This is a genomic window from Mycolicibacterium sp. MU0053 (assembly GCF_963378095.1).
Taxonomy (GTDB): Bacteria; Actinomycetota; Actinomycetes; order Mycobacteriales; family Mycobacteriaceae; genus Mycobacterium; species Mycobacterium burgundiense.
This window is the reverse complement of the sequence record NZ_OY726397.1, coordinates 3,402,030-3,427,439: the sequence shown is the minus strand read 5'-3', so window position 1 is coordinate 3,427,439 and position 25,410 is coordinate 3,402,030. Positions and strand designations below refer to the sequence as shown.

The 25,410-nt window shown below is 68.5% G+C and carries 27 protein-coding genes and 1 riboswitch; of the genes, 20 read left to right on the top strand and 7 right to left on the bottom strand.

What is annotated here, in order from left to right; genetic code table 11:
- Positions 1-38: 38 nt before the first annotated feature.
- Both ffh and RCP80_RS16100 read left to right on the top strand, forming a co-directional pair.
- Positions 39-1,598: a signal recognition particle protein gene (ffh, locus tag RCP80_RS16105; protein WP_308478626.1), complete on the top strand. Its 1,560-nt coding sequence runs from the start codon at positions 39-41 to the stop codon at positions 1,596-1,598.
- The gene (locus RCP80_RS16100; RefSeq protein ID WP_308478625.1) at positions 1,598-2,665 is read left to right on the top strand and encodes an amidohydrolase family protein; all 1,068 of its coding nucleotides are present in this window, start codon (positions 1,598-1,600) and stop codon (positions 2,663-2,665) included. Before ffh ends, RCP80_RS16100 begins: the two co-directional genes overlap by 1 nt.
- Before the next feature lie 21 nt (positions 2,666-2,686).
- Here the strand turns inward: RCP80_RS16100 and RCP80_RS16095 are convergent, their stop codons facing one another.
- Together RCP80_RS16095 and RCP80_RS16090 are read right to left on the bottom strand one after the other, a co-directional pair.
- Positions 2,687-3,475 carry a D-alanyl-D-alanine carboxypeptidase family protein gene (locus RCP80_RS16095; protein WP_308482878.1) on the bottom strand — a complete coding sequence of 263 codons (789 nt, stop codon included), beginning with the start codon at positions 3,473-3,475 and terminating at the stop codon, positions 2,687-2,689.
- Positions 3,476-3,603: 128 nt separating this feature from the next.
- The gene (locus tag RCP80_RS16090; protein WP_465270701.1) at positions 3,604-4,491 is read right to left on the bottom strand and encodes a D-alanyl-D-alanine carboxypeptidase family protein; all 888 of its coding nucleotides are present in this window, start codon (positions 4,489-4,491) and stop codon (positions 3,604-3,606) included.
- Positions 4,492-4,523: 32 nt separating this feature from the next.
- On the opposite strand from RCP80_RS16090, the gene RCP80_RS16085 reads away from it, so the two are divergent.
- The 5 genes from RCP80_RS16085 (at position 4,524) to trmD (ending at position 7,122) form a co-directional block, all read left to right on the top strand.
- The gene (locus RCP80_RS16085) at positions 4,524-4,943 is read left to right on the top strand and encodes a nuclear transport factor 2 family protein (protein WP_308478624.1); all 420 of its coding nucleotides are present in this window, start codon (positions 4,524-4,526) and stop codon (positions 4,941-4,943) included.
- A 209-nt stretch (positions 4,944-5,152) separates the two neighbouring features.
- Positions 5,153-5,659, top strand: coding sequence for a 30S ribosomal protein S16 (gene rpsP / locus RCP80_RS16080; RefSeq protein WP_308478623.1), 507 nt, complete (start codon positions 5,153-5,155; stop codon positions 5,657-5,659).
- Positions 5,656-5,898, top strand: a complete 243-nt coding sequence (locus RCP80_RS16075) for an RNA-binding protein (protein WP_003878715.1) — start codon at positions 5,656-5,658, stop codon at positions 5,896-5,898. The genes rpsP and RCP80_RS16075 overlap by 4 nt, the downstream gene beginning before the upstream one ends.
- 13 nt (positions 5,899-5,911) lie before the next feature.
- Entirely contained in the window at positions 5,912-6,433 is a 522-nt protein-coding gene (rimM, locus tag RCP80_RS16070; RefSeq protein WP_308478622.1) for a ribosome maturation factor RimM, read from the top strand.
- Positions 6,434-6,444: 11 nt separating this feature from the next.
- Entirely contained in the window at positions 6,445-7,122 is a 678-nt protein-coding gene (gene trmD, locus RCP80_RS16065) for a tRNA (guanosine(37)-N1)-methyltransferase TrmD (RefSeq protein ID WP_308482876.1), read from the top strand.
- Here trmD and RCP80_RS16060 read toward each other — a convergent pair.
- Positions 7,119-8,030: a hypothetical protein gene (locus tag RCP80_RS16060; protein WP_308478621.1), complete on the bottom strand. Its 912-nt coding sequence runs from the start codon at positions 8,028-8,030 to the stop codon at positions 7,119-7,121. The genes trmD and RCP80_RS16060 overlap by 4 nt on opposite strands.
- A gap of 334 nt (positions 8,031-8,364) precedes the next feature.
- Between RCP80_RS16060 and rplS the strand changes: the two genes are divergently transcribed.
- From rplS to dprA, 8 genes are all read left to right on the top strand, one after another.
- On the top strand, positions 8,365-8,706 hold the full coding sequence (gene rplS, locus RCP80_RS16055) for a 50S ribosomal protein L19 (protein WP_308478620.1): 342 nt from the start codon (positions 8,365-8,367) through the stop codon (positions 8,704-8,706).
- Between the two features lie 61 nt (positions 8,707-8,767).
- Positions 8,768-9,580 (top strand): signal peptidase I, encoded by an 813-nt coding sequence (gene lepB / locus RCP80_RS16050; protein WP_308478619.1) that lies wholly within the window; start codon positions 8,768-8,770, stop codon positions 9,578-9,580.
- A 1-nt stretch (position 9,581) separates the two neighbouring features.
- The gene (locus tag RCP80_RS16045) at positions 9,582-10,268 is read left to right on the top strand and encodes a ribonuclease HII (RefSeq protein ID WP_308478618.1); all 687 of its coding nucleotides are present in this window, start codon (positions 9,582-9,584) and stop codon (positions 10,266-10,268) included.
- Between the two features lie 51 nt (positions 10,269-10,319).
- Complete coding sequence (locus RCP80_RS16040; RefSeq protein ID WP_003893809.1) at positions 10,320-10,625, top strand: DUF2469 domain-containing protein; 306 nt, start codon at positions 10,320-10,322, stop codon at positions 10,623-10,625.
- 96 nt (positions 10,626-10,721) lie between these two features.
- Positions 10,722-11,141 carry a DUF6188 family protein gene (locus RCP80_RS16035; RefSeq protein WP_308478617.1) on the top strand — a complete coding sequence of 140 codons (420 nt, stop codon included), beginning with the start codon at positions 10,722-10,724 and terminating at the stop codon, positions 11,139-11,141.
- A gap of 138 nt (positions 11,142-11,279) precedes the next feature.
- The gene (locus RCP80_RS16030) at positions 11,280-11,648 is read left to right on the top strand and encodes a YraN family protein (protein ID WP_308478616.1); all 369 of its coding nucleotides are present in this window, start codon (positions 11,280-11,282) and stop codon (positions 11,646-11,648) included.
- Positions 11,648-13,159, top strand: coding sequence for a YifB family Mg chelatase-like AAA ATPase (locus RCP80_RS16025; protein ID WP_308478615.1), 1,512 nt, complete (start codon positions 11,648-11,650; stop codon positions 13,157-13,159). Before RCP80_RS16030 ends, RCP80_RS16025 begins: the two co-directional genes overlap by 1 nt.
- Positions 13,156-14,289, top strand: a complete 1,134-nt coding sequence (gene dprA, locus RCP80_RS16020; protein ID WP_308478614.1) for a DNA-processing protein DprA — start codon at positions 13,156-13,158, stop codon at positions 14,287-14,289. The genes RCP80_RS16025 and dprA overlap by 4 nt, the downstream gene beginning before the upstream one ends.
- 23 nt (positions 14,290-14,312) lie before the next feature.
- Here dprA and RCP80_RS16015 read toward each other — a convergent pair whose 3' ends face one another.
- A complete protein-coding gene (locus RCP80_RS16015) occupies positions 14,313-17,135 on the bottom strand; it encodes an MMPL/RND family transporter (RefSeq protein ID WP_308478613.1) in 2,823 nt (940 codons plus the stop codon).
- Positions 17,132-17,578 carry an MmpS family transport accessory protein gene (locus tag RCP80_RS16010; RefSeq protein ID WP_308478612.1) on the bottom strand — a complete coding sequence of 149 codons (447 nt, stop codon included), beginning with the start codon at positions 17,576-17,578 and terminating at the stop codon, positions 17,132-17,134. The genes RCP80_RS16015 and RCP80_RS16010 overlap by 4 nt, the downstream gene beginning before the upstream one ends.
- A gap of 140 nt (positions 17,579-17,718) precedes the next feature.
- On the opposite strand from RCP80_RS16010, the gene RCP80_RS16005 reads away from it, so the two are divergent.
- Positions 17,719-18,309 (top strand): TetR/AcrR family transcriptional regulator, encoded by a 591-nt coding sequence (locus tag RCP80_RS16005; protein ID WP_308478611.1) that lies wholly within the window; start codon positions 17,719-17,721, stop codon positions 18,307-18,309.
- 34 nt (positions 18,310-18,343) lie between these two features.
- Here the strand turns inward: RCP80_RS16005 and metE are convergent, their stop codons facing one another.
- On the bottom strand, positions 18,344-20,626 hold the full coding sequence (gene metE, locus RCP80_RS16000) for a 5-methyltetrahydropteroyltriglutamate--homocysteine S-methyltransferase (RefSeq protein WP_308478610.1): 2,283 nt from the start codon (positions 20,624-20,626) through the stop codon (positions 18,344-18,346).
- A gap of 134 nt (positions 20,627-20,760) precedes the next feature.
- A riboswitch (cobalamin riboswitch) is annotated at positions 20,761-20,900 on the bottom strand.
- 195 nt (positions 20,901-21,095) lie between these two features.
- Between metE and RCP80_RS15995 the strand changes: the two genes are divergently transcribed.
- Genes RCP80_RS15995 through RCP80_RS15985 form a run of 3 tightly spaced genes read left to right on the top strand, consistent with a single transcriptional unit; the run spans position 21,096 to position 23,765 of the window.
- Entirely contained in the window at positions 21,096-21,941 is an 846-nt protein-coding gene (locus tag RCP80_RS15995) for a siderophore-interacting protein (protein ID WP_308478609.1), read from the top strand.
- 19 nt (positions 21,942-21,960) lie between these two features.
- The gene (locus RCP80_RS15990) at positions 21,961-22,875 is read left to right on the top strand and encodes a tyrosine recombinase XerC (protein WP_308478608.1); all 915 of its coding nucleotides are present in this window, start codon (positions 21,961-21,963) and stop codon (positions 22,873-22,875) included.
- Complete coding sequence (locus RCP80_RS15985) at positions 22,872-23,765, top strand: alpha/beta fold hydrolase (protein ID WP_308478607.1); 894 nt, start codon at positions 22,872-22,874, stop codon at positions 23,763-23,765. Before RCP80_RS15990 ends, RCP80_RS15985 begins: the two co-directional genes overlap by 4 nt.
- On the opposite strand, the gene RCP80_RS15980 is transcribed toward RCP80_RS15985, so the two are convergent.
- On the bottom strand, positions 23,746-24,234 hold the full coding sequence (locus tag RCP80_RS15980; RefSeq protein WP_308478606.1) for a M23 family metallopeptidase: 489 nt from the start codon (positions 24,232-24,234) through the stop codon (positions 23,746-23,748). The genes RCP80_RS15985 and RCP80_RS15980 overlap by 20 nt on opposite strands.
- A gap of 300 nt (positions 24,235-24,534) precedes the next feature.
- Here RCP80_RS15980 and rpsB point away from each other — a divergent pair, with 300 nt between their 5' ends.
- Positions 24,535-25,407, top strand: coding sequence for a 30S ribosomal protein S2 (gene rpsB / locus RCP80_RS15975; RefSeq protein WP_308478605.1), 873 nt, complete (start codon positions 24,535-24,537; stop codon positions 25,405-25,407).
- Positions 25,408-25,410 lie beyond the last annotated feature (3 nt).

Genomic DNA, 25,410 nt, shown 5'->3' with positions numbered 1-25,410 from the left:
CCGTCAAGGCGGCCACGGCGAACAGTTAGGCTGGCCCCGTGTTTGAATCCCTGTCCGACCGGTTGACCGATGCGCTGGCGGGCCTGCGTGGCAAGGGCCGGCTCACCGACGCCGACATCGACGCGACCGCCCGCGAGATCCGGCTGGCCCTGCTGGAAGCCGACGTCTCGCTGCCCGTGGTGCGCGGTTTCATCGCGCGGATCAAGGAGCGGGCCCGCGGGGCCGAGGTCTCCGGCGCGCTGAACCCCGCCCAGCAGGTCGTCAAGATCGTCAACGACGAACTGATCGGCATCCTCGGCGGCGAGACCCGCACACTGGCCTTCGCCAAGACGCCGCCGACGGTGATCATGCTGGCCGGCCTGCAGGGCGCCGGTAAGACGACGCTGGCCGGAAAGCTCGCCAAATGGTTGCGCGGCCAGGGCCATACCCCGCTGCTGGTGGCCTGCGATCTGCAGCGCCCGGGCGCGGTCAATCAGCTCAAGATCGTCGGCGAGCGCGCCGGCGTCAGTGTGTTCGCGCCGCACCCCGGCACCGCCGACGAGGCCGTGGGCGCCGTCGGCGCCGGCCCCGGCGACCCGGTGGCCGTCGCCGCGGCGGGCCTCGCCGAGGCCAAGGCCAAGCATTTCGACGTGGTGATCGTCGACACCGCGGGCCGGTTGGGCATCGATGAGGTGCTGATGGCCCAGGCGGCCGCCATCCGAGATGCGGTCTCACCGGACGAGACGTTGTTCGTCGTCGACGCGATGATCGGCCAGGACGCGGTGGCCACCGCCGAGGCCTTCGGCGCCGGCGTCGGCTTCACCGGTGTGGTGCTGACCAAGCTCGACGGTGACGCCCGCGGTGGTGCGGCGCTGTCGGTGCGTGAGGTCACCGGCGTGCCGATCCTGTTCGCGTCCACCGGTGAGAAGCTCGAGGACTTCGACGTCTTCCATCCCGACCGGATGGCGGGCCGGATCCTCGGCATGGGCGATGTGCTGAGCCTGATCGAACAGGCCGAGCAGGTCTTCGATGCGCAGCGGGCCGAAGAGGCCGCCGCCAAGATTGGCTCGGGCGAGCTGACCCTGGAGGACTTCCTCGAGCAGATGCTGGCGATCCGCCAGATGGGTCCCATCGGCAACCTGCTGGGCATGCTGCCCGGCGCGGGGCAGATGAAGGACGCGCTGGCTGCCGTCGACGACACGCACCTGGACCGCTTGCAGGCGATCATCCGCGGCATGACCCCGGCCGAGCGGGCCGACCCCAAGATCATCAACGCCTCGCGCCGGTTGCGGATCGCCAACGGTTCCGGTGTCAGCGTCTCCGAAGTGAATCAGCTCGTCGACCGGTTCTTCGAGGCACGCAAGGTGATGTCGTCGATGGCCGGCCAGTTCGGCATCCCGGGCATGAACCGCAAGTCGAAGAGCCGTAAGAACGCCAAGAACGCCAAGGGCAAGAAGGGCAAGAAGAAGGCGGGCCCGACTCAGCCGAAGGCGCGTAACCCGCTCGGCGTGCCCGGCGGCTTCCCGGATCTGTCGAAGCTGCCCCCCGGACTGGACGAGCTGCCCCCGGGGCTGGCCGACTTCGATCTGTCCAAGCTGAAGTTCCCGGGTCAGAAGTAGTGCGCCTGCACGTACGCGGCATCGGTCTGCCCGATGCCGAACCGGTGGACTGGTGGATCGCCGACGGCGTGCTCTCGGCCGAACCGGTCCCCGACGCCCAGACGGTGTTCACCGACGGCTGGATCATCCCCGGCCTGGTCGACGCCCACTGCCACGTCGGGCTGGCGCCGCAGGGCGCGACCGACCTGGCGGGGGCGGCCGCGCAGGCCGAAGCCGAACGCGACGTCGGCGCGTTGCTGCTGCGCGATGCCGGCTCGCCGGTGGACACCCGCAGCTTCGACGACCGCGAGGACCTGCCGCGGATCATCCGCGCCGGTAGACACCTGGCCCGCCCCAAGCGCTACATCCCCAACCTGCCGATCGACATCGAGGACGAGTCGCAACTGCCGCAGTACGTGGCCGAGCAGGCCCGGTTCGGCGACGGCTGGGTCAAGCTGGTGGGGGACTGGATCGACCGGTCGGTGGGGGACCTCGCCCCGTTGTGGTCCGACGACGTGCTGGTCGCCGCGATCGAGGCCGCGCACGCCAATGGGGCGCGGGTGACCGCCCACGTGTTCGGTGAGGACGCGCTGCCGGGTCTGATCAAGGCCGGCATCGACTGCATCGAACACGGGACCGGCATCACCGAGGACACCATCGACCTCATGCTCGAACACGGCACCGCGCTGGTGCCGACCCTGATCAACATCGAGAACTTCCCCGGAATCGCCTCGGCGGCAACGAAATACCCGACCTACGCCAAACACATGCAGGATCTGTACGGCTCGTGCCGGCAGCGGGTCGGCGCCGCCCGCGAGGCGGGCGTGCCGATCTATGCCGGCACCGACGCGGGCGGCATGATCGCGCACGGACGCATCGCCGACGAGGTCGCCGCGTTGACCGGGATCGGAATGAGCCCCACCGACGCCCTCGGGGCGGCCTCGTGGGCCGCCCGAGACTGGTTGGGCCGGCCCGGGCTCGCGCACGGCGCGCCCGCCGACCTGGTCTGCTACTCCGCGGACCCGCGCGAGCCGGGCGTGTTGAACCGCCCGGACCTGGTCGTGCTGCGCGGCAAGACCTACCCGTAGATTCCGTCCTGCCCCACGGGGTCAGCGGGGCCGGGCGAACCCCCAGTCGAAGAGCCGCATCGCCTGGTCGTACAGGTCGCCGCTGCCCTTCAACTGCGCCACCACCAGGCGGCGGCCGTCGCGCTGGGCCGCGCTGACAAAGGTGTCACCGGCCAGATTGGTGAAGCCGGTCTTGCCGCCGAGATTGCCCGGATAACGCTGCAGCAGCTTGTTCTGGTTGACGATCTGTTTGTGGCCCGTCCGGGCCGGAAACATCGCCGAGGGCTGGCGCATGATGTGCGCGATCAGCGGGTAGGCCAGCGCGCGGCGGAACAGGATCGCCAGATCGTGGGCGGTGGTGCGGGATTCCCAGCCCGGGCCGTCGAGTCCCGACGGCGACAGCGCGCGGGTGTTCCGGGCACCCACGCTCTGCGCCTTGGCCGTCATTCGGGTGATCGCCGCGCGGTAGCCGCCGAGCAGGTCGCCGAGCAGATTCGCCGCGTCGTTGCCGGAGACCATCAGCAGCCCCTCGAGCAACTGCCGGACGGTGTAGACCTGCCCGGGCACCAGTCCCACACACGAGCACTCGACCCGGGTGTGGTTGGCGTTGGCGCGCACCGCGGCGCCCGGCGCGAGGTGATCGAGCACGACCATGGCCAGCAGCACCTTGATGGTGCTCGCGGGCGCGTACGACGCGTGGGGGTCCTTGCCGGCCAGGATGTGCCCGGTGTCCATATCGGCGATGAGCCAAGCCCGGGCCGGGCCGTCCGGTGCGGTGACCGCGCCGGCGCCGATGTCGGGTTGCGCGCCGGCGGTGGGGGCGCTCAGCATGGCGCCCAGCACGGCAACGTTGACCAGCAGGGCCAGCACCCTGACCGCCCGGGGCAGCGATCGTCGCGAGGGCACGAACGTCGAGCCTATTGAGTCCGGGTCACCCCCCGGCCACGGTGCGATCTCGCTTACAGCACGCCGACACCGGCGCCGCGGTCCAGGCCGAATCCCCAATCCAGCAGGCTGGATGCCTGGTCCCAGTATGTGGGTCCACCCTCGGTGACCAGGCCGTGCATCAGCACGACCACCAGGTTGCGGCCGTCGCGGTGGGCGGCACCGACGTAGGTCTTACGGGCCAGGTCGGTGTAGCCGGTCTTGCCGGCCAGCATGCCGGGATAACGGCCCAGCATCTCGTTCTGGTTGACCAGCACCCGCTGGCCGGTCTCGGTGGGGAAGACCGCCGACGGTTGGGCGGCGATCTCGGCGAACACCGGGTAGCTCATGGCGGACCGGAAGATCACCGCGATGTCGTGCGCAGTGGACCACATGGCGATTCCGGGGCCGTCGATGCCCGACACGCTGCCGGCATTGGTGCCGTGCGCGCCGGCCAGGGCGGCCTTGGCGTTCATCTTGGCCAGCGCGGTCTCGGTGCCGCCGAGCATCCGCGCCAAAGTGTTGGCGGCGTCGTTGCCCGAGACCAGCAGCAGACCGTCGAGCAGTTGGCGTGCGGTGTAGGTCTGCCCCGGGGCCACTCCGGCGCAGTTGCACTCCACCTCGGTGTCGGCCTCGACGGCCACGATGGTCGAATCCAACGGGACCTCGTCCAGGACGACCTGCGCGAGCAACGTCTTGATGGTGCTGGCAGGCGCGTAGTGCCGATCCTCGTTGCGGCCCGCGAGCACCTGCCCGCTGTCCATGTCGGCGACGATCCACGCTTCGGCGGGGCCGGCCGGGATCGGCGCCGAACCCGCGGGTTGGACGTCGACCGCGTCGGCGCGGGCCGTGCCGTCGATGCCGGGGATCGTCAGCGCCACCGCGAGCAGCATCAGGGTCAGTCCGCTTGCCAGCTTTCGCATGGGCACCGAGCTTAACGGTGTTGAATGGGGACGTGCTGAGCCTGGAAGAAATCTCCGACCGTCTCGAGATCCAGCAGCTGCTGGTCGATTACGCGACTGCGATCGACCAGCGCTGCTTCGACGACCTGGACCGGGTGTTCACGCCGGACGCCTACATCGATTACCGCGTCACCGGCGGCATCGACGGTAGGTACCCGGAGGTCAAGGCGTGGCTGGCCGAGATACTGCCGAACTTTCCGGCGTATTCGCACCTGCTCGGCAACTTCGATATCCGCTTCGACGGGGACACCGCGACCGCGCGGACGATCTGTTTCAATCCACTGGTCTTCGATCAGGAGACCAAGCAGGTGCTGTTCGTCGGCATCTGGTACTGCGACGAGCTGGTCCGCACCACTGACGGCTGGCGGTTGACCCGGCGCGTCGAGGAAAAGTGCTTCGACAAGCTGCTGTAACGCCGCCGAGGCGGGTGGACGGGGCCGCTGAGCGGCGACGATTTCCGCCCGGACCCCTCGTTCTGGCACAATGAACCGCTGTCTGCCCCGCGGCTTCCTTCACCGGATGCGCCGTGCGGCGTCACACACGCGAGGCAAAACCGGATTCGGGCAACCCGCCCGGCATCGCTGAATTGCAGCGTGGCAATCGTAGGAGAAAAAGACTTCACATGGCTGTCAAGATCAAGCTCACCCGCCTCGGCAAGATCCGCAATCCCCAGTACCGCATCGCGGTCGCCGATGCGCGTACCCGCCGCGACGGACGCTCCATCGAGGTCATCGGCCGGTACCACCCGAAGGAAGACCCGAGCCTCATCGAGATCGACTCCGAGCGCGCGCAGTACTGGCTGAGCGTCGGCGCCCAGCCCACCGAACCCGTGCTGGCGCTGCTGAAGATCACCGGCGACTGGCAGAAGTACAAGGGCCTGCCGGGCGCCGAGGGCACCCTCAAGCACAAGGAGCCCAAGCCCAGCAAGCTGGACCTGTTCAACGCCGCGCTGGCCGAGGCTGACGGTGCGCCCGCCGGCGAGGCGACCACGCCCAAGAAGAAGAAGGCGCCCGCCAAGAAGGCCGACGAGAAGGTCGAAGCCAAGGCCGAGGAGAGCACCGAGGCCAAGGCTGACGAGAAGGCCGAGGAGAGCACCGAGGCCAAGGCCGCCGAGGCACCCGCAGAATGAGCACGGTCGTCGTCGACGCCGTAGAGCACCTGGTGCGCGGAATCGTCGACAACCCCGATGACGTTCGCGTCGACATGGTCACCTCCCGTCGTGGTCGCACCGTCGAGGTGCATGTACACCCCGACGACCTGGGCAAGGTGATCGGACGCGGTGGACGTACCGCAACCGCGCTGCGCACCCTGGTCGCCGGCATCGGCGGCCGCGGTATCCGGGTCGACGTGGTGGACACCGACCAGTAAGCGCGGTGCTCTCGTGGAGCTAGTGGTCGGTCGGGTCGCCAGGGCGCACGGCATCACCGGCGAGGTTGTCGTCGATGTCCGCACCGACGACCCCGAGGAGCGCTTTGCTCCCGGAAACATGCTGCAGGCCAAGGCATCCCGCGGTGCGGGTGCCCGCAGCTACACCATCGAATCGGCGCGCACGCACGGCAATCGGCTGTTGATACGGCTCGCCGGTGTCGCCGATCGCAACGCCGCCGACGCGCTGCGCGGCACGCTGTTCGTGGTGGATTCCGAGGACCTCCCGCCGATCGAGGAACCCGACGAGTACTACGACCATCAGCTCGAGAGGCTGACGGTGCGGACGGTCGACGGCGTCGAGGTCGGCACCGTCGTCGAGGTGTTGCACACCGCCGGGGGCGAGTTGCTGAGCGTGAAAACTCCGGCCGGGGCCGAGATTCTGGTGCCGTTCGTCGCCGCGATCGTGACGACGGTGTCCCTGGCCGACGGGATCGTGGAGATCGACCCGCCGGACGGCCTGCTGGATCTCGAGTAGCCGGGGTGGGCATGCGCGTCGACGTCATCACCATCTTTCCGGACTATCTCGCGCCGCTGCGGCAGGCGTTGCCGGGCAAGGCGATCGAGGCGGGCATCGTCGAACTCGGGGTGCACGATCTGCGGCGGTGGACCCACGATGTGCATCGATCGGTCGACGACGCCCCGTACGGCGGCGGCCCCGGCATGGTGATGCGGGCACCGGTGTGGGGCGCCGCACTCGACGAAATCTGTTCGGAGCAAACCCTCTTGGTGGTTCCGACGCCCGCGGGCAGGTTGTTCGATCAGGCCACCGCGACCCGGTGGAGCGGCGAGCAGCATCTGGTTTTCGCCTGCGGTCGATACGAAGGCATCGATCAGCGGGTGGCCGACGACGCCGCCCGGCGGATGCGGGTCGAGGAGGTCTCCATCGGCGACTACGTGCTGGCCGGGGGCGAGGCCGCGGCCCTGGTGATGATCGAGGCCGTGGTCCGGTTGCTGCCCGACGTGCTGGGCAATCCCGCCTCGCACCAGGAGGATTCGCACTCCAACGGGCTGCTGGAAGGGCCGAGCTACACGCGGCCGGCGAGTTGGCGCGGGCTGGACGTGCCCGAGGTGCTGCTCTCCGGTGACCACGCGAAACTGGCGGCGTGGCGCCATGAACAGGCGGTGCAGCGCACCCGGGAGCGCCGTCCGGACCTGCTGGACTAGACGCGGCCGCCCGGGAACATCGCCCGGACGGTATCGGTGATGGTGGCCCGTGCCGTGGCGTCGTCGGTCGGTTGTAGCGCATGGATCACCATTACGTAGCGGCGGTCCGCGCCGACATATCCGCTGGACAGGTGCATCCAGTCGGCGCCGATGCAGCACATCCAACCTTGCTTGACCGCAACGGGTTCCGCGGGCAGCCCGTCGGGAATGCCGAACCGTTGCGGATAGCCGTCGATGCCGCTCGCGGTGGACAGCGCCAGATTGTTGATGATCAGGTTGGCGCGCTCGGGCGGCAGCCCGCCGCCGCCGTCGAGCAGCTTGGTGTAGAAGCGGACCAGGTCCTGGGTGGAACTCAGGGTGTTCCACCACCGCCCGTTGTTCGGCGGCGCGGTGGCCGTCAGGCCGTAGCGGGCCGCCACGCGACCGATGATCGCGTCGCCGCCGCCGCGATTCCAGAACTGCTCGGCCGCATCGTCGTCCGAGGACTGCAGCATGACCTCGAGTGCGGTGCGGTCGGCGGGGGACAGGTCCGGTTCGCGCATCAACAAGTCGTCGGCGATGAAGACCTTGGCCACCGAGGCCGTCGCGAGCCCCCGGCCCCCGGCGGACACCTGCTGTCCGGTCTGGCGGTCGTGCACCATGAACGCGATGTCGGCGCCCTTGGCCGCGGCGTCGGCGACCGCATGGGCGGCCCGGGCGGCCAGGTCGTCGAACGACCCGGCGGGCGGATTCGGCGGCGCCGACGCCGCGGCGTCACCCGGAGCCTCGGGCGCCACGGCCGGGCGCGGGCCGACGGGTGGGTCGCCGGGGCTGCCATGGACCCGGGCTTCGCAGCCGGCGGTGCTGGCGAGCAGCACCGCGATGGTCACCGCGGCGATACCTCGCACGCTCACCAGGCGCCGACGCATGCATCTCCTCGAGGACGGCTTACGAACCGGGGACGGATTGCGGGCCGCGCCGCTGCGCCGGGCCGCGAAATTCAGCCTAATCAGCGCGAGCGCGCCGCGGCCAGCCAGGCACGCCGAGGTCACAGGCCTGTCAGCGCCGGTCGCGTCCACGATTTCGCTCCCGTGGGCGCCGTCTGGCACAATTGAGCAGTTGTCCGCGCCTGCCGGTGTCTCAGCCGGCTGCGCGAGAACTGTACGAGAACCTGATTTGGCCCGAACATCGGCTCGGCAACCGCATCGCTCACCAGAGCGAGTGCTGCTGCACTGAGCCGCGACCCGCAAGGAAGAGTCACCGATGAACACGCTGGACTTCGTCGACCAGGCGTCGCTGCGCGACGACATCCCGGCCTTCGGCGCCGGCGACACCGTGAATGTGCACGTGAAGGTGATCGAGGGCACCAAGGAACGTATCCAGCTCTTCAAGGGCGTCGTGATCCGTCGTCAGGGCGGTGGCGTCCGGGAGACCTTCACGGTCCGCAAGGAGAGCTACGGCGTCGGCGTCGAGCGCACCTTCCCGGTGCATTCGCCCAACGTCGCGCAGATCGAGGTCGTCACCCGTGGCGACGTGCGTCGCGCCAAGCTGTACTACCTGCGCGAACTGCGCGGCAAGAAGGCCAAGATCAAGGAGAAGCGCTGATCTTGCGCGACCCGCGCACGCTGCTGCGCGGGGGTGTTTTCGGCGTGGCTACGCTGATCCCGTGACCGACACCGAGGACTCGGCCCAAGCTGCACGGCAGGCCCCGCCCACTCCGGAGGACGACAGCGCGGAGAGCACCAAGAAGCATTCCGCTCTTCGCGAGGGCGCGATCCTGATCGTGATCGCGCTGGTCCTCTACTACGTGATGTTGACGTTCGTCGCGCGGCCCTATCTGATTCCCTCGGAGTCGATGGAGCCCACGTTGCACGGGTGCCCCGGCTGCGTCGGCGACCGGATCATGGTCGAGAAGCTGACCTACCGGTTCAGCGAGCCGCAACCCGGCGACCTCATCGTGTTCAAGGGGCCGCCGTCGTGGAATGTCGGCTACAAGTCCATCCGCTCGGACAACACCGCAATTCGCTGGGTGCAGGACGCGCTGTCGGTCATCGGATTCGTCCCGCCCGATCAGAACGACCTCGTCAAGCGGGTGATCGCGGTCGGCGGCCAAACCGTGCAGTGCCGGGCCGATACCGGTCTGACGGTCGACGACAAGCCGCTCAACGAGCCCTATCTCGATCCCGAGACCATGAATGCCGACCCCGCGGTGTATCCGTGCCTCGGCAACGAGTTCGGTCCGGTGGCGGTGCCGCCCGACCGGTTGTGGGTGATGGGCGACAACCGCACCCACTCGGCCGACTCCCGCGCCCACTGCACCAGCACGCCCGAGGACGCCCCGAAGGGCCTGATCTGCACGGGCGACCCGATGAACGGCACCATCCCGGTGGACAACGTCATCGGCAAGGCACAATTCATCGCCTGGCCACCATCGCGGTGGGGTGGTGTGAACACGCTCAACCCGCAGCAAGGCGGTTAGGGTGACCGCCGTCTGGCCGCCGCGGACCGTGATCCGCAAATCGTCGGGGCTGCGCACGCTGGAGTCCGCGCTGTATCGCAACGGGCTGGGTCCGGTCGCCGGCGTCGACGAGGTCGGCCGCGGTGCGTGCGCGGGACCGCTGGTGGTCGCGGCCTGCGTGCTGGGACCGAATCGCCGCGAAAGCCTCGCGCTGCTCGACGATTCGAAGCGGCTCACCGAGAAGCAGCGCGAGCAACTCTTCCCCCTTATCTGCCGGTACGCGTTGGCCTTTCACGTCGTTTTCATCGACTCGACGGAGGTGGACCGGCGCGGGGTGCATGTCGCCAACATCGAGGGGATGCGGCGGGCCGTGGCGGGCTTGGCGGTGCGGCCGGGCTATGTGCTCTCCGACGGGTTCCGGGTGCCAGGCCTGCCGGTGCCGTCGCTGCCGGTGATCGGCGGGGACGGCGCGGCGGCGTGCATCGCGGCGGCTAGCGTGTTGGCCAAGGTCAGCCGGGACCGGCTGATGGTCGAGATGGATGGGAAGTTTCCCGGCTACGGATTCGCCGAGCACAAGGGCTACAGCACGCCCGCGCACGGCGCGGCGCTGGCCGCGTTGGGTCCGTGCGCCGAGCACCGGTATTCCTTCATCAACGTGCGCCGCCTGGCCGCGCCGTGCGAGCCTGAACAACGACGTGAGAACGGGTAGGCGGACAATGCCAGATATCTCCGAGTGGACACAAGAAGGACTGCGAACCAGATGAGTGCTGAGGATCTCGAGAAGTACGAAACCGAGATGGAGCTCTCGCTGTACCGCGAGTACAAGGACATCGTCGGACAGTTCAGCTACGTCGTGGAGACCGAGCGCCGGTTCTACCTGGCCAACAGCGTCGAATTGATCCCGCGCAACGCCGACGGCGAGGTGTACTTCGAGCTGCGCCTGGCCGACGCCTGGGTCTGGGACATGTACCGACCGGCGCGGTTCGTCAAGCAGGTCCGGGTGATCACCTTCAAGGACGTCAACATCGAAGAAGTCGAGAAGCCGGAGCTGCGGCTGCCCGAGTAGGGCGCCGATCCGGAGATTTCAAGACCACCCGTCTCGTAGCGACGTGCGGGCATACCATGGAGGTCTGCCCCAACGACGCGGCGAAGGGAGCGCTTCATGCTCACGCAATGGATCGAGCAGTGCACCGTCCAGCGGATGTCACTGCGCGGCGGTCTGGTCCTGAACCTCGACGACTACAACGAACTGGTGATCTCCCGACCATTGCGGCTGACGCTGCCGCCGGTGGCCGGCTATCCCGAAGAAGAAGTGCTCATCGACCCGGCCCACGTGCCGGACCAACAACGCCCGCTGCTCGATCTCGCCGGCGCCGTGTGCACGCATGCCCGCTGCGACGACGAGGGCTGCCTGCACCTGAGCTTTTCCCGGGGGCACCGCATCGACGTGGCACCGGACGACCACGCCACCGCGTGGGAGCTCTACGGCAAGTACCACGGCTACATGGTGTGCCTGCCACACGGCCGGGTACGGGTGGTCCGCCACGACGTCGACGACGACGATAGTTCTGCGGCGGTCTGACTCGATCCGGGTGCGGGTGCGGGTCCGGGACGCGCGGGCTGTGGATCGGGGCGTAACTGTGCACAACTACCTCTGATCGGCGGATCGACCCGGTGACCCGTTAACGCCGTGTCGGGTGGTGCGGCCATCCTGGCTGCCATGACGACGTGGACACGGGCGCAGCTGGGAGCCCTCGGGGAACAACTGGCCGTTGATCATCTGGTCGGCCTCGGACTGACGATCGTGGCGCGCAACTGGCGCTGCCGCTACGGTGAGCTCGATGTGATCGCCACCGACAACGACTCGGGCACAGTCATTTTCGTCGAGGTCAAGACGCGCACCGGGGACGGTTTCGGGGGACTGGCCGAGGCCGTCCCGCCGGAGAAGGTGCGGCGGTTACGCAGGCTGGCCGCACTGTGGCTGGCCGCCCAGGATGGCCGCTGGGCGAATCTGCGCATCGACGTCGTCGGGGTCCGGATCGGGCGGCGGCGCGAACCCGAGATCAGCCACCTGCAGGGGGTGGTGTGATGGCTCTGGGACGGGCGTTCTCGATCGCGGTCAGCGGATTGCGCGGTGAACTCGTCGAGATCGAAGCCGACATCACCTCGGGCCTGCCCGGTGTGCATCTGGTCGGTTTGGCGGACACCGCCGTACAGGAGTCCCGGGACCGGGTCCGGTCGGCGGTGACCAACAGCGGCAACCAGTGGCCGATGTCGAGGCTGACGCTGGCGCTGTCCCCGGCGACGCTGCCGAAGATGGGCAGCACCTACGACATCGCGCTGGCCAGCGCGGTGTTGTCGGCGACGAGCAAGAAGCCGTGGCCGCAGCTGGACAAGACCATCCTGCTCGGTGAGTTGGCGCTCGATGGCCGGGTCCGGCCGGTGCGGGGCGTGCTGCCGGCGGTATTGGCGGCCCGCCGCGACGGCTGGCCGACGGTGGTGGTGCCCAAGGCGAATCTCGCGGAGGCCAGTCTGGTCCAAGGTATCGAGGTGCACGGCACCGAGTCGCTGCGCCAATTGCAGGGCTGGCTCGACGGCAGTGTGCGCCTGGCCGGCCGGGTCGCGGCGGGTACCCCGGCCGACGACTCCGCCGCGGATCTGGCCGATGTGGTGGGGCAGACGCAGGCCCGGTATGCGGTCGAGGTGGCCGCGGCCGGCGGGCACAACCTCATGCTCACCGGTCCGCCCGGGATCGGCAAAACCATGCTGGCACAGCGACTTCCGGGACTGCTACCGCCGCTGTCGCGCAGTGAATCATTGGAGGTGACCGCCATTCACTCGGTGGCGGGGTTGCTCGCCGAGGAGACCCCGCTGATCACCCGCCCGCCGTTCGTGGCCCCGCACCACACCTCGAGCGTGGCCGCGCTGGTGGGCGGCGGCGCCGGGATGGCGCGTCCCGGCGCGGTCAGCCGCGCCCACCGCGGGGTGTTGTTCCTCGACGAATGCGCCGAGATCGGGGTCAGTGCCATGGAGGCCCTGCGAACCCCCTTGGAAGAAGGCGAGATCCGGCTCGCGCGCCGCGACGGGGTGGCACGGTATCCGGCCCGGTTTCAGTTGATCCTCGCCGCCAACCCCTGCCCGTGTGCACCCGCCGATCCGCAGGACTGCATCTGTCCCGGCGCGGTGAAACGGCGCTATCTGGGCAAGCTGTCGGGTCCGCTGTTGGATCGGGTCGACCTGCGGGTGCAGATGCAGCCGGCGCGGGCCGGGGCACTCGGTGCGGAAACCGGCGAGCCATCGGCGGCGGTGCGGGCCCGGGTGGCGGCAGCGCGTGCGGCGGCCGCCGAGCGGTGGCGCGTGGTCGGGGTGCGGACCAACGCCGAGGTACCGGGACCGGTGCTGCGCCGCGCCTTTCGGCCGAGCCGGATCGCCATGGCACCGCTGCGCACCGCGCTGGACCGCGGATTGCTCAGCATCCGCGGCGTGGACCGCTCGTTGCGGATCGCGTGGACGTTGTGCGACCTCGCGGGCCGGACGTCGCCGACTCCCGAGGACATCGTGGTGGCACTGAGCTTCCGGCAGCCGGGCGCGGCCCGATGAACGCCGAGGACCGACACGCGTGGGCCTACCTGTCGAGGGTGGTGGAGCCGCCGTGTCCGCAGTTGGGTGAGCTGGTCGCACAACGCGGGCCGGTAGAAGCGGCGGCACTGGTGCGCCGCGGCGAGGTGCCGGCCGGATTGCGCGAGGCGACCGAGGCCAGACGCGACCTCGACTGTGTTGCCGCCGATCTCGAGGTGCTGGCCCGCCGCGGTGGGCGGCTGATCACCCGCGCGGACGAGGAGTGGCCGCACCTGGCGTTCGCGGCGTTCGGGGCGGGGCAACTGCGCGGCAAGTCCCGCGCGGGGGCGCCCCTGGTGTTGTGGGCACTGGGACCGGCCCGACTCGACGAGGTCGCGCTGCGCTCGGCGGCGATCGTCGGCACCAGGGCCGCGACGGCCTACGGGGAGCACATCGCCGCGGACTGGGCGGGCGGCTTGGTGGACCGCGACGTCGCGGTGGTATCCGGCGGGGCGTACGGGATCGACGGGGCGGCGCACCGCGGCACGCTGGCCAACGAGGGAACCACCGCGGCGGTGCTGGCCGGCGGCATCGATGTGCTGTATCCGGCGGGGCACTCCGCGCTGCTGCACCGGATCGCCACCGCCGGGCTGCTGCTCTCGGAGTACCCACCGGGTGTTCGACCGGCGCGGCACCGGTTCCTGACCCGGAATCGGCTGGTGGCGGCGATCTCCGGGGCCACCGTGGTGGTCGAGGCCGGGCTGCGCAGCGGCGCGGCCAACACCGCGGCGTGGGCCACCGCGATGGGGCGGGTGGTCTGTGCGGTGCCGGGCCCGGTGACCTCCGGCGCCTCGGCGGGCTGCCACCAGCTGCTGCGCCGGGGTGCGGAGTTGGTGACGCGCCCGCAGGAGATTGTCGAGATCGTCGGGCGGATGGGCGAACTCGCCGAGGATCCGGAGCATCCGGTGTCCCCGTTGGACGGGCTGTCCGACGTCGAACGGACGGTGTTCGAAGCGTTGCCGGGTCGCGGCGGTGCGAGCGTCGACGAGATCGCGGTGGCCGCGGCGGTGCCCGCCCAGCAGGTGCTGGGCCCGCTCGCCATGCTCGAGATCGTCGGCCTGGTCGAACAACGCGACGGCCGGTGGCGGATCGCGCGGGGCAGCGGGCTGTGACGGCCCGCCCGGCAGGATGACCTCTAGGGGCGAAGCACCTGAGGTGCCGGGCGGGGCCGCACGCGTTGTGGCCACCAGAACCAGCGTCCGAGCAGGACCGCGATCGACGGGGTCATGAACGCGCGCACGATGAGGGTGTCGAACAGTAGGCCGAGGCCGATGGTGGACCCGATCTGGCCGAGAACACGCAAATCGCTGAAGACGAATGACGACATGGTCGCAGCGAAGACGAGGCCGGCGGCCGTCACCACGGATCCGGTGCCGGCCATTGTTCGGATCATCCCCGTTTTGATACCGGCGCCGATTTCCTCTTTGAATCGGGAGATCAGCAATAGGTTGTAGTCCGACCCGACCCCCAAGAGCACGACAACGGCCAGTGCGAGGACAATCCAATACAGTGGGATGCCGAAAATGTGCTGCCACACGAGCACGGATAGTCCGAACGAGGCACCCAACGAAAGTGCCACCGTACCCACGATGACAATTGCAGCGACCAGGCTGCGCGTGATGAACATCATGATGAGCAGGATGAGGCTGAGTGCGGCGACGGCGGCGATCATCAGGTCGTATTTGGCGCCGTCCTGGATGTCTTTGTACGTGGCAGCGGTGCCGGCGACCGAGATCTCGGCGCCTTGCAAGGGGGTGCCTTTTACGGCCACGTTCGCCGCGTTCTTGATGGGGTCGATACGCGCAATGCCCGCAGGGGTCGCAGGATCGCCGTCATGGGTGATGATCATGCGGGCCGCGTGACCGTCCGGCGAGAGAAACATCGTCAAACCGCGCTGAAAGTCCGGATTATCGAAGGCTTCCGGTGGTAGATAGAAGAAATCATCGATCCTGGCGGCATCGAACGCTTGCCCCATGGCCATTGAATTTCCGGTCATCGCCGCCATCTGATCGTAGATCCCCGACATCGTCGAGTAACTGGAGAGCAGCAGTTCACGATTTGTCTCTTGGCTGGTGATCTGGCCGGGCATCAGTTCTACCAGTTGCGGTTGAATTGCATTCAATTTCTCGAGGGCTTCACCGACGCTTTTCAGCTGCCCGCTCATCCGGTCGACACCGTCCAGAGCCTCGAAGGCGGACCTTGCCGCAGAGCAGGACGGCAGATTGTAACAATGCGGCTCCCAATAGAAGTAATTGCGGATAGGTCTCAAAAAGTCGTCGAGATTCGCCATATTGTCCCGGATCTCGCTCAAAGTGGCGGTCATTTCCTGAAAGCTTTCCGCCTGGTCATGCGTAGTAGCTGCCAGTTCTTGTTGCAACGTGTATTGATGTTTCAACACGTCGATGGATTTCGTGAGCTCGTCGGCCTGTTTCAGCATGTCGTCGGCGCGTTGCCGTTGATAGGTGAGGTTCATGACCTGTCCGGTGTTCTGCAGGCTGATCTGGAAAGGGATCGAGCTGTGGTCGATCGGCGTGCCGAGCGGCCGGGTGATGGACTGGACCTGGGCGACACCGGGAACGCGGAAGACCTCCCTGGCAATCCTTTCCAGGATCAGCATGTCAGCCGGGTTGCGCAGATCGTGATCGGCTTCGACCAGCAGTAGCTCGGGATGAAGCCGGGCCGAAGGGAAGTGGCGCTCGGCGGCGGCGTACCCGATGTTTGCCGGAGCGCTGGCAGGAATGTAGTGCCGGACATCGTAACTCGTCTCATAACCCGGCAGTGCCAGCAAGCCGATGACGGAGACCGTGCCCGTCACCGTCAGGATCGGTCCCGGCCAGCGCGCAACGGCGGTACCGATCCGCCGCCATCCGCGTGTCCGCATGGTGTGTCTCGGTTCGAAAAGGCCCAGCCGACTGCCGACGGTAAGGACGGCAGGGATCAACGTGAGCGCAGCCACCAGCGCCACCAGGACAGCTATCGTGACGGGACTGCCGAGACTGTTGAAATAGGGCAACCGGGTAAAGCTGAGACAGTAGACCGCGCCGGCAATGGTCAATCCCGAACCCAGGACAACGTGCGCGGTGCCGTGAAACATCGTGTGATAGGCCGTCGTTCGATCCTCGCCGGCCCCACGCGATTCTTGATATCGGCCGATGAAAAATATCGCGTAATCGGTCCCGGCCGCAATGACGAGCAAGGTGAGCAGGTTGGTCGCGTACACCGAAAGCCCGATGATTCCGGAATCGGCCAGCAGCGCGACAATTCCCCGGGCCGCGGCCAGTTGCACAAAAACCATGACCAACACCAGGGCCATGGTGGCCACCGAACGATAGACAAAGAACAACATCACCGCGATCACGAGGAGAGTGATCATCGTGACCTTGACGGTGCCCTTGCTGCCGGCACCGAACTGATCCGCGAGCAGTGGTCCCGCGCCCGTGACATAGGCGCGAACCCCGTTCGGCGGCGGCGTAGCTGCCACGATGTCGCGGACCGCAGCGACGGATTCGTTCGACAACGCCTCGCCCTGGTTGCCCGCCAGATAGACCTGGAGGTAGGCAGCCTTGCCGTCGGTGCTCTGTACGCCCGCCGCTGTCAGCGGGTCGCCCCAGAAGTTCTGGACATGCTCCACGTGTTCGGTGTCCTCGGCCAGCTGCTGGACCAGGGTGTCGTAGTAGCGGTGCGCGTCCTCGCGCAGCGGCTCGTCACCCTCCAGGACGATCATGGCCGCATTGTCGGAATCGAATTCGTGGAACGCCTCGCCGATCCGTTTCATCGCCTGCATCGACGGCGCATCCCCGGGGCTCATCGCCACGTTGTGTTGCTTTGCAACCTCTTCCAATCTCGGCACGACGGCATTGGTGATGGCGGCCAGACCCACCCAGAACAACAGGATCAGCACCGCCAACCGGCGGATGGTCCCCGAGAGGCCGACCCCAGCACCGTACCCGGCACTCATGCGGACTTATCCAGGCAGAAGGTATAGGCGTTCACCTTGTTGACGGTCCTCTCGTCTTTGACAACGCCGTTGACGGTGATGCGGCAGCCGATCACGTCGCGGTCGCCCTGCGCCACCAGGTTTGCCAAGACCGCCGGCTGTGTGGTCGTGATCGTGTGGGCCCACGGCAGAGTCGTCTCGCGGACCTCGCGCGGTGCGGTATCGGCGTCGAGGTAGTTGATTGTCGCGACCGTGCCCGGAGGTCCGAAAACCTCGAGGATCACGTGTTTTGGGTGGAAAGGGACGATGTCATTCGAGGTGACGTTGGCGGGCGAGGCGTCGCTGTGCGTTCCGAAGACTCCCTGAAGTCGATACACACTGAATCCCGAGACCGCCGCGACCACCACGACCACCAGCAGCATCCAGCCTCGTCTGAGTAGGCTCGCTGCCGAAATATCGCTCATCCGCGCGCCTTTCGCGGGCAACGGCGAGACGCCGCCGCAGGGCTGGGCGGCGGGACCAGAACGGGACGTGTGGGAGACGACCGTTCGTTGCGGTGCTGCATCGCACTCACTCTGCCCCTGCGGCGAATACAATCTCAACCATGATGAATTCTGTTTCGCGCCGGGGACGCAGGCCTGGAAACCCGGACACGCGCAGGCAGATTCTCGATGCCGCCCGACGCCGCTTCCTCGAGGACGGGTATCAGACGGCCACCATGCGATCGATAGCGATGGATGCCGGCGTTGACCTTGCCCTGGTCAGCTACTATTTCGGCTCCAAGAAGGGATTGTTGGGCGCTACCCTGGCCCTGGCCACCAATCCGACCGTCATCCTCGGTCGTGCCGCAGAGGGGGATCCCGCCCTGTTTCCCCAGCGTGCGCTGCGCTCCTTACTGCACCTTTGGGAAGATCCCGACAGTGGTGCACCGCTGCGCGTATTGGTGGCCGGCGCAGCCCACGACGTGGTGGTGGCCAACCTCCTCAAGGAGATGGTCGAAGTCGAACTGATCGACCTGATCGCAGCGCGCATCGGCGGGGCGAACGCCCGTAAGCGCGCCGCGATGTTCTGTGCTCAGATCGCCGGCCTGATCGTGACCCGCTACATCCTGCGCCTCGAACCGCTTGCCTCGATGAGCTCTGATGAATTAATCCAGCTGTACAGCCCGCCGCTGCGACTGGCACTCGGAACGTGAACCGCTGCGCGGGCTGGGACCCGTTGCAACCCGATCAGGACTGCGCGGCGCGGACCTGCTTGGCGGCATCCACCATGTTGCGCAGCGAGGCCACGACCTCCTCCTGGTGGCGCGTCTTGAGCCCGCAGTCCGGATTCACCCACAGCCGTTCGGGTCCCACGGCGGCCAGCGCCAGCCGCAGCGCCGCGGCGATCTCCGCGGTGCCCGGCACGCGCGGTGAGTGGATGTCGTAGACGCCGGGGCCGATGCTGTTGGAGAAGCCGGCGCCGTTGAGGTCGCCGACGATCTCCATGTGGGACCGGGCGGCCTCCACCGACGTCACGTCGGCGTCCAGGTCGGCGATCGCGCCGATCACCTCGCCGAATTCCGAATAGCACAGGTGGGTGTGGATCTGGGTGGCGTCGTTGACCCCGGACGTCGAGAGCCGGAACGCGCCGACCGCCCAGTTGAGGTAGTCGTCTTTGTCCTTGCGGCGCAACGGAAGCAGCTCCCGCAGCGCCGGCTCGTCGACCTGGATGATCGCGATGCCCGCGTGCTGCAGGTCCACGGTCTCATCGCGGATCGCCAGCGCGACCTGGTTGGCGGTGTCGGCCAGCGGTTGGTCGTCGCGGACGAACGACCACGCCAGGATCGTCACCGGCCCGGTGAGCATCCCCTTGACGGGTTTCCCGGTCAGCGACTGCGCGTAGGTGATCCACTCGACGGTCATCGGTTTCTGCCGGACCACATCGCCGAACAGGATCGGCGGGCGGACGCAGCGGCTGCCATAGGACTGCACCCAGCCGTTCTGGCTGGCGAAGAATCCATCGAGTTGCTCGGCGAAGTACTGCACCATGTCGTTGCGTTCCGGCTCGCCGTGCACCAACACGTCCAGGCCCAGTTCCTCCTGCAGCCGGATCACCTCGGCGACTTCGGCCTTCATCTTCGCCACGTAGCCGGCGTGGTCGATCGCACCGGATCGCAGCGCGGCGCGCGCCTGGCGGATCTCGACCGTCTGCGGGTACGAGCCGATGGTCGTGGTGGGCAGGGCGGGCAGCTTGAGCCGGGCGTCCTGGCTTGTGCGGCGCTCGGCGGCCGGGCCGCGGCCGAAGCCGGCGGCCAGGATGGAATCCAGCCGCGCCCGCACCGCTGCCACGTGCAGACGCGGGTCGGCCGTGCGGGTGGCGAGCGCGGCGTTGGACGCCTCGATCGCCTCGGCCACCGCGTCGCGGCCGTCGCGCAGCGCGCGCGCCAGCGTGACGACCTCGGTCACCTTCTCCGCCCCGAAGGCCAGCCGGCTGCGCAGGGCGTCGTCGAGTTCGGTCTCGGGAGCCAGCGAGTACGGCACGTGCAGCGTCGAACACGACGTAGCAACCGCCACCGCGGCGGCCGAGCCCAGCAGTGCGGCCAGCTTGCCCAGCGCCGCTTCCAGGTCCGCGCGCCAGATGTTGCGGCCGTCGACCACGCCGGCGACCAGCAGCTTGTCGGCCAGTTCGGGGACCGCCGCAACGGCCTGCTCGCTGCCGGACACCAAATCCAGGCCGATGGCCTCGACCGCGGTGCGGGCCAACGCGGGCAGCGCCCCGTTGGGGGCGCCGAAGTAGGTGGCGACGAAGATCGCGGGGCGCTGGTGGCTGTCGCCGAGAAACTGGTAGGCCCGCTCGGCCAGCTGTGCGGCGTCGTCCACCGCATCGGTGACCAGGATGGGTTCGTCGATCTGAACCCATTCGGCGCCGGCGTCGGCGAGGCGGCCCAGCAGGTCACGGTAGAGCGGTAACAGCTCATCGAGGCGCCCGAGCGGCGCACCCGCACCGTCGACCGCCTTGCTCAAAGCCAGGAAGGTGATCGGGCCGACCAGCACCGGGCGAGCCGGAATTCCCTGTGCACGAGCGTCATCGAGTTCCGCGAGCACCTTGTCGGGATGCAGGCGGAACGAGGTCTCGGGACCGATCTCCGGCACGATGTAGTGGTAGTTGGTGTCGAACCACTTCGTCATCTCCAGCGGCACCACCTCATCGGTGCCCCGGGCGGCGGCGAAGTACCGGTCCAGCTCGTCGGGGATCGCGGCGACCCGCGGTGGCAGCGCGCCCAGCATGACGGCGGTGTCCAGGACGTGGTCATACAGCGAGAACGTGTTGACCGGGATCGAATCCAGGCCGGCCTCGGCCAGCGCCGACCAGGTCCGCCGCCGCAGCTCGGCGGCCACCGATTCCAGTTCGGCACGGTCGGTTCGGCCGGCCCAATAGCGCTCGACGGCACGTTTGAGTTCGCGGTTGGGGCCGATCCTGGGGGAGCCCAGAGTGGTTGTGGTGAAAGGGGTTGACTGCGTGCGAGACACTGCGACGTCCTTCTACTACGACGGGATGCCCATCGCCTACAGGCGTCGTGCCGCGGAGTCGACGACCACGCATGCCCGACGCCCATTCCACGAGGCGGTGTGCGGCCGGACGCGGCGCGTCCAGCGCAACCGGCAGGTCTTCGGACTCGCGGGCGCGTACCGGGATCCGGCACTCCTACTGACCGTCGCTTCCCGGCCCGGTGGCCAGTGCTGGTGACGGCGTTCGTTCCTGCATACCGCTGCGGGACAGTCCCGGATTCTCACCGGGTTCCCTCTCGCGCCACGCACCCGGGGGCGCACGACACTCGATGCCACCGTCACGCGGGCGCGGCGATGGCAGACCAGCTGCGGGTTCCACCGTACCCGCACGTCGCGGGCCTGCGGGTGCAAGCCGACATCCCGCCGGCGCTTCTCCGTATAGTCGGGAGCAACGAGTATTTCAGCAGTCGGGCAGTTTTCAGGAGGAAATGTGGCGGGCCGTCCATTGCACACCCTCGAGGTGGTGCGCACCGAGTGGATCACACCGCATATGGTTCGGGTGATATTGGGCGGAAAGGGATTTGATGCCTTCACCCCGAAGGACGCCACCGATTCCTATCTGAAGATCGCCTTCGTGCCGGTCGGCGTCGACGTGGCGGCGCTCGAAAGGCCGCTGACGCTGGACAGTTTCGGGCCCGAGCAACGACCCGTGGTCCGCACCTACACGGTGCGGAGGGTCGATCCGGTGGCCCGGGAACTGACCATCGACTTCGTCGTGCACGGCGATCAGGGCGTCGCCGGGCCGTGGGCGGCGGGCGCACAACCCGGTGACCCGCTGTACCTGACCGATCCCAACGGCGGGTTTTCGCCGGATCCGGCCGCCGACTGGTACCTGTTCGCCGGCGACGAGGCCGGGACCCCGGCCATCAGCACCGCGTTGGAGGCGCTGCCCTCGGACGCGGTCGGCTACGCCTTCATCGAAATCGCGGATCAGGCCGACGAACTGGAACTGTCGGTCCCCGACGGTGTCAGGCTCACCTGGGTATACCGCGGTGGTCGGGCCGATCTGGTCTCCGATGACCAGGCCGGCGACCGGGCGCCACTGATCGAGGCGGTCAAGGCCGCGCCGTGGCTGCCCGGGCAGGTGCAGGTCTTCATCCACGGCGAGGCCCAGGCGGTGATGCACAACCTGCGGGCCTACATTCGCAAGGAACGCGAGGTGCCGGCCAAGTGGGCGTCCTCGATCTCCGGGTACTGGCGCCGCGGCCGCACCGAGGAGACCTTCCGCCAGTGGAAACGCGAACTCGCCGAGGCCGAAGCGGCCAAACCGGCCTAGCATCTGCGACGGTAGTTCCATGTCCGCGAGCCTCGAGGTGGTCCTGGCCGAGTTCGCCGAGCACCTCACGCTGGAAAAGGGCCGCTCGGCCCACACCCGACGGGCCTACCTGGGCGATCTGCGCTCGCTGTTCGATTTCGTCGGCGCCCGCGACCCCGACGCGGACCTCGCGGCGCTGACGCTGCCGGTGCTGAGGTCCTGGCTGGCCGCGCAGGCCGCGGCCGGCGCGGCCCGCACCACGGTGGGCCGGCGCACCTCGGCGGTGAAGGCGTTCACGGCCTGGGCCACCCGCCGTGGCCTGCTCGCCGTGGACCCCGCCGCGCGCCTGCAGGTGCCCAAGGCGCGCCGGACCCTGCCCGCGGTGCTTCGCCAGGACCAGGCGCTGGATGCCATGGCCGCGGCCAAATCCGGTGCAGTTCAAGGTGATCCGCTGGCACTGCGCGACCGGCTCATTGTGGAGCTGCTGTATGCCACCGGCATTCGCGTCAGCGAGCTGTGTGGCCTGGATGTCGACGACGTCGACGTGGACCGGCGCGTGCTGCGCGTCCTGGGCAAGGGCAACAAGCAACGCACCGTGCCGTTCGGCGAACCGGCGGCCGAGGCGCTGCGATGCTGGCTGGCCGACGGTCGTCCCGAGCTGGCCACGCCGGATTCGGGACCGCCGCTGCTACTGGGCGCGCGGGGGCGCCGGATCGATCCCCGGCAGGCCCGCACCGTCGTGCACGAGACCGTCGGTGCGGTCGCCGGCGCACCCGCGATGGGGCCGCACGGTTTGCGCCACAGCGCGGCGACGCATCTGCTCGAGGGTGGCGCGGACCTGCGCATCGTGCAGGAACTGCTCGGACATTCCTCGCTGGCGACCACGCAGCTCTACACCCATGTCACCGTCGCGCGGTTGCGCGCGGTGCACGATCAGGCCCATCCGCGCGCATGACCGACAGCAGCACCGTCCGCACGACCGTCGACCTGGTCTGGGGCCCGGTGAGCTACTGCGAATGGCGGCCGCCGCGTACGCCGTCCTCGACGGTGGTGTTGCTGCACGGCGCCGGCGTGGACAGCGCCACGCTGTCGTGGGGTCGGCTCGGCCCCGACCTGGCCGCCGCCGGCTACCGCGTCATCGCGCCGGACCACCCCGGATTCGGCCAGAGCCCGCCCGCGCCCTGGCCGTGCACGCAAGCCAATCTGGTCGCCTATGTCGGCGAGTTCGTCGACGCCCTGGAGTTGGACGCCTACGTGCTGGGCGGGCTTTCGCTGGGCGGCGGGCTGACGATCGGGCATGTCCTGGCCCGGCCGGAAAGAGTCCGGGCGGCACTGCTTTTCGGCACCTACGGCATCATGGGCCGGCTCTCCGACGGGCCGCTGTCGGCGCTGCAGCAGGCGGTGACCGCCGCCATGGTCAAGACCGGGGCCTTGTCCGGGTTGAGTCGTTGGATGGCCGGCAACGCGGCCATGCTGTCGTGGAGCATGTCCACCCTGATCCGCGATCCCGCGCAACGGACCCCGGAGTTGATGGCGGAGGTACAGGCCGCGGCCAAGGCCGGACACGGGTTCGAGCAGTTCGCGCAGTGGCAGCGCGATCAGGTCGGGTGGCGCACCCAGCGCACCGATTACACGAACCGGCTCTCGTCGTTCCGGCCCCCGGCGTTGATCGTCCACGGCACCGAGGACGGCGGGGTGCCGGTCGCGCACGCGCGGACCGCGGCCCGGTTGATCCCGCAGGCGCGCCTGGTGCTCGTCGACGGCGCCGGGCATTGGGTGCAGCGCGACCGGCCCGCCGAGGTGTCGGCCGCGGTGACCGAGTTCCTCAACCGGGTAGTGGCTTGAGCCGAACCCGCGTCTGGGCCAGCAAACCCAGCGGATCGACGTAGTCGGCCCGGGCGGCCGGACCCCACATGGCGCCCCAGTGCAGGCAGGCCGGCGCCGCGCAGCCGGGGTGCCCGGCCTGCACTGTTCCGATCGGGCTCGCCGCGTCGACGAGCTGTCCGACGCGCACCGCCGGACGCACCGGTTCGTAGCTGGTGCGCAGTCCGCCGGGATGGGCCAGCGACACCACCGGACGGTCGGCCAGCATCCCGGCGAACACCACTCGCGCGGGCCCGGCGGCGTAGACCGTCGCCTCGACGCGAGCGCCAAGGTCGACACCGCGGTGTCCGCGCTGCCAATTCGGTGTCGGCGCGTCGAAGCTGCGCAGCACGGTGGGCGCCGGCCGCAGCGGCCAGTCCAGCCGGGGCCACTGGGCCCGCGCGGGTGCGGCGAGCAGAATCAGGACGAGTGCCGCGGCAATCCAGCGCATGGCCCAGTTCAGCGCGCCGCGGCCCCACCTGCCAACACCGGGCGGTCCGCGCCTGTGGACCGCCGCGGCGGTCCACAAACGCTGTGGACGAAGCACCCCCCGACACGGTGTAAACTGCTTCCTGCAGCTCGATTGCTCGGGCTGACTTCGCGCGTCTGCACAACGGATTTGTTTTCGGGGTCCGTGCCTGCATGCCGGGCGGTCCCGCTCTCAGGAGTGGGTCCGGCATCAAAGCAGTCGCCAGGGTTCGGCTCAACCGATGCCGAATGACAACCGACAAGAACTGGATAGGCATTCACCATGGCCGTCGTAACCATGAGGCAGCTGCTCGACAGCGGCGCTCATTTCGGGCATCAGACCCGTCGCTGGAACCCCAAGATGAAGCGGTTCATCTTCACCGACCGCAACGGCATCTACATCATCGACCTGCAGCAGACGCTGACCTACATCGACAAGGCGTACGAGTTCGTCAAGGAAACCGTCGCCCACGGTGGGTCGATCATGTTCGTCGGCACCAAGAAGCAGGCCCAGGAATCCATCGCCGAAGAGGCGACCCGCGTCGGCATGCCCTATGTGAACCAGCGCTGGCTGGGCGGCATGCTCACCAACTTCTCCACGGTGCACAAGCGCCTGCAGCGGATGAAGGAACTCGAGGCCATGGAGCAGACCGGTGGCTTCGAGGGTCGCACCAAGAAGGAAATCCTGATGCTGACCCGCGAGAAGAACAAGCTCGAGCGCAGCCTCGGCGGCATCCGGGACATGCAGAAGGTGCCTTCGGCCGTCTGGGTCGTCGACACCAACAAGGAACACATCGCCGTCGGCGAGGCGCGCAAGTTGAACATCCCGGTCATCGCGATCCTGGACACCAACTGCGATCCCGACCTGGTCGACTACCCGATCCCGGGTAACGACGACGCCATCCGCTCGGCCGCGCTGCTGACCAAGGTCATCGCGTCGGCCGTCGCCGAGGGGCTGCAGGCGCGCGCCGGTGCCGGCGCCGCCGATGACAAGCCGCAGGCCGCCGCAGAGCCGCTGCCCGAGTGGGAGCAGGAACTGCTGGCCACCGCCACGGCCGGGGCTGCCGAGGGCACGGCCGCCGCGCCCACCGAGGGCACCGCCGCGACGGCCACCGTCACCGCGACGGTCACCGAACCCACCACTGACGCTTCGTAATTT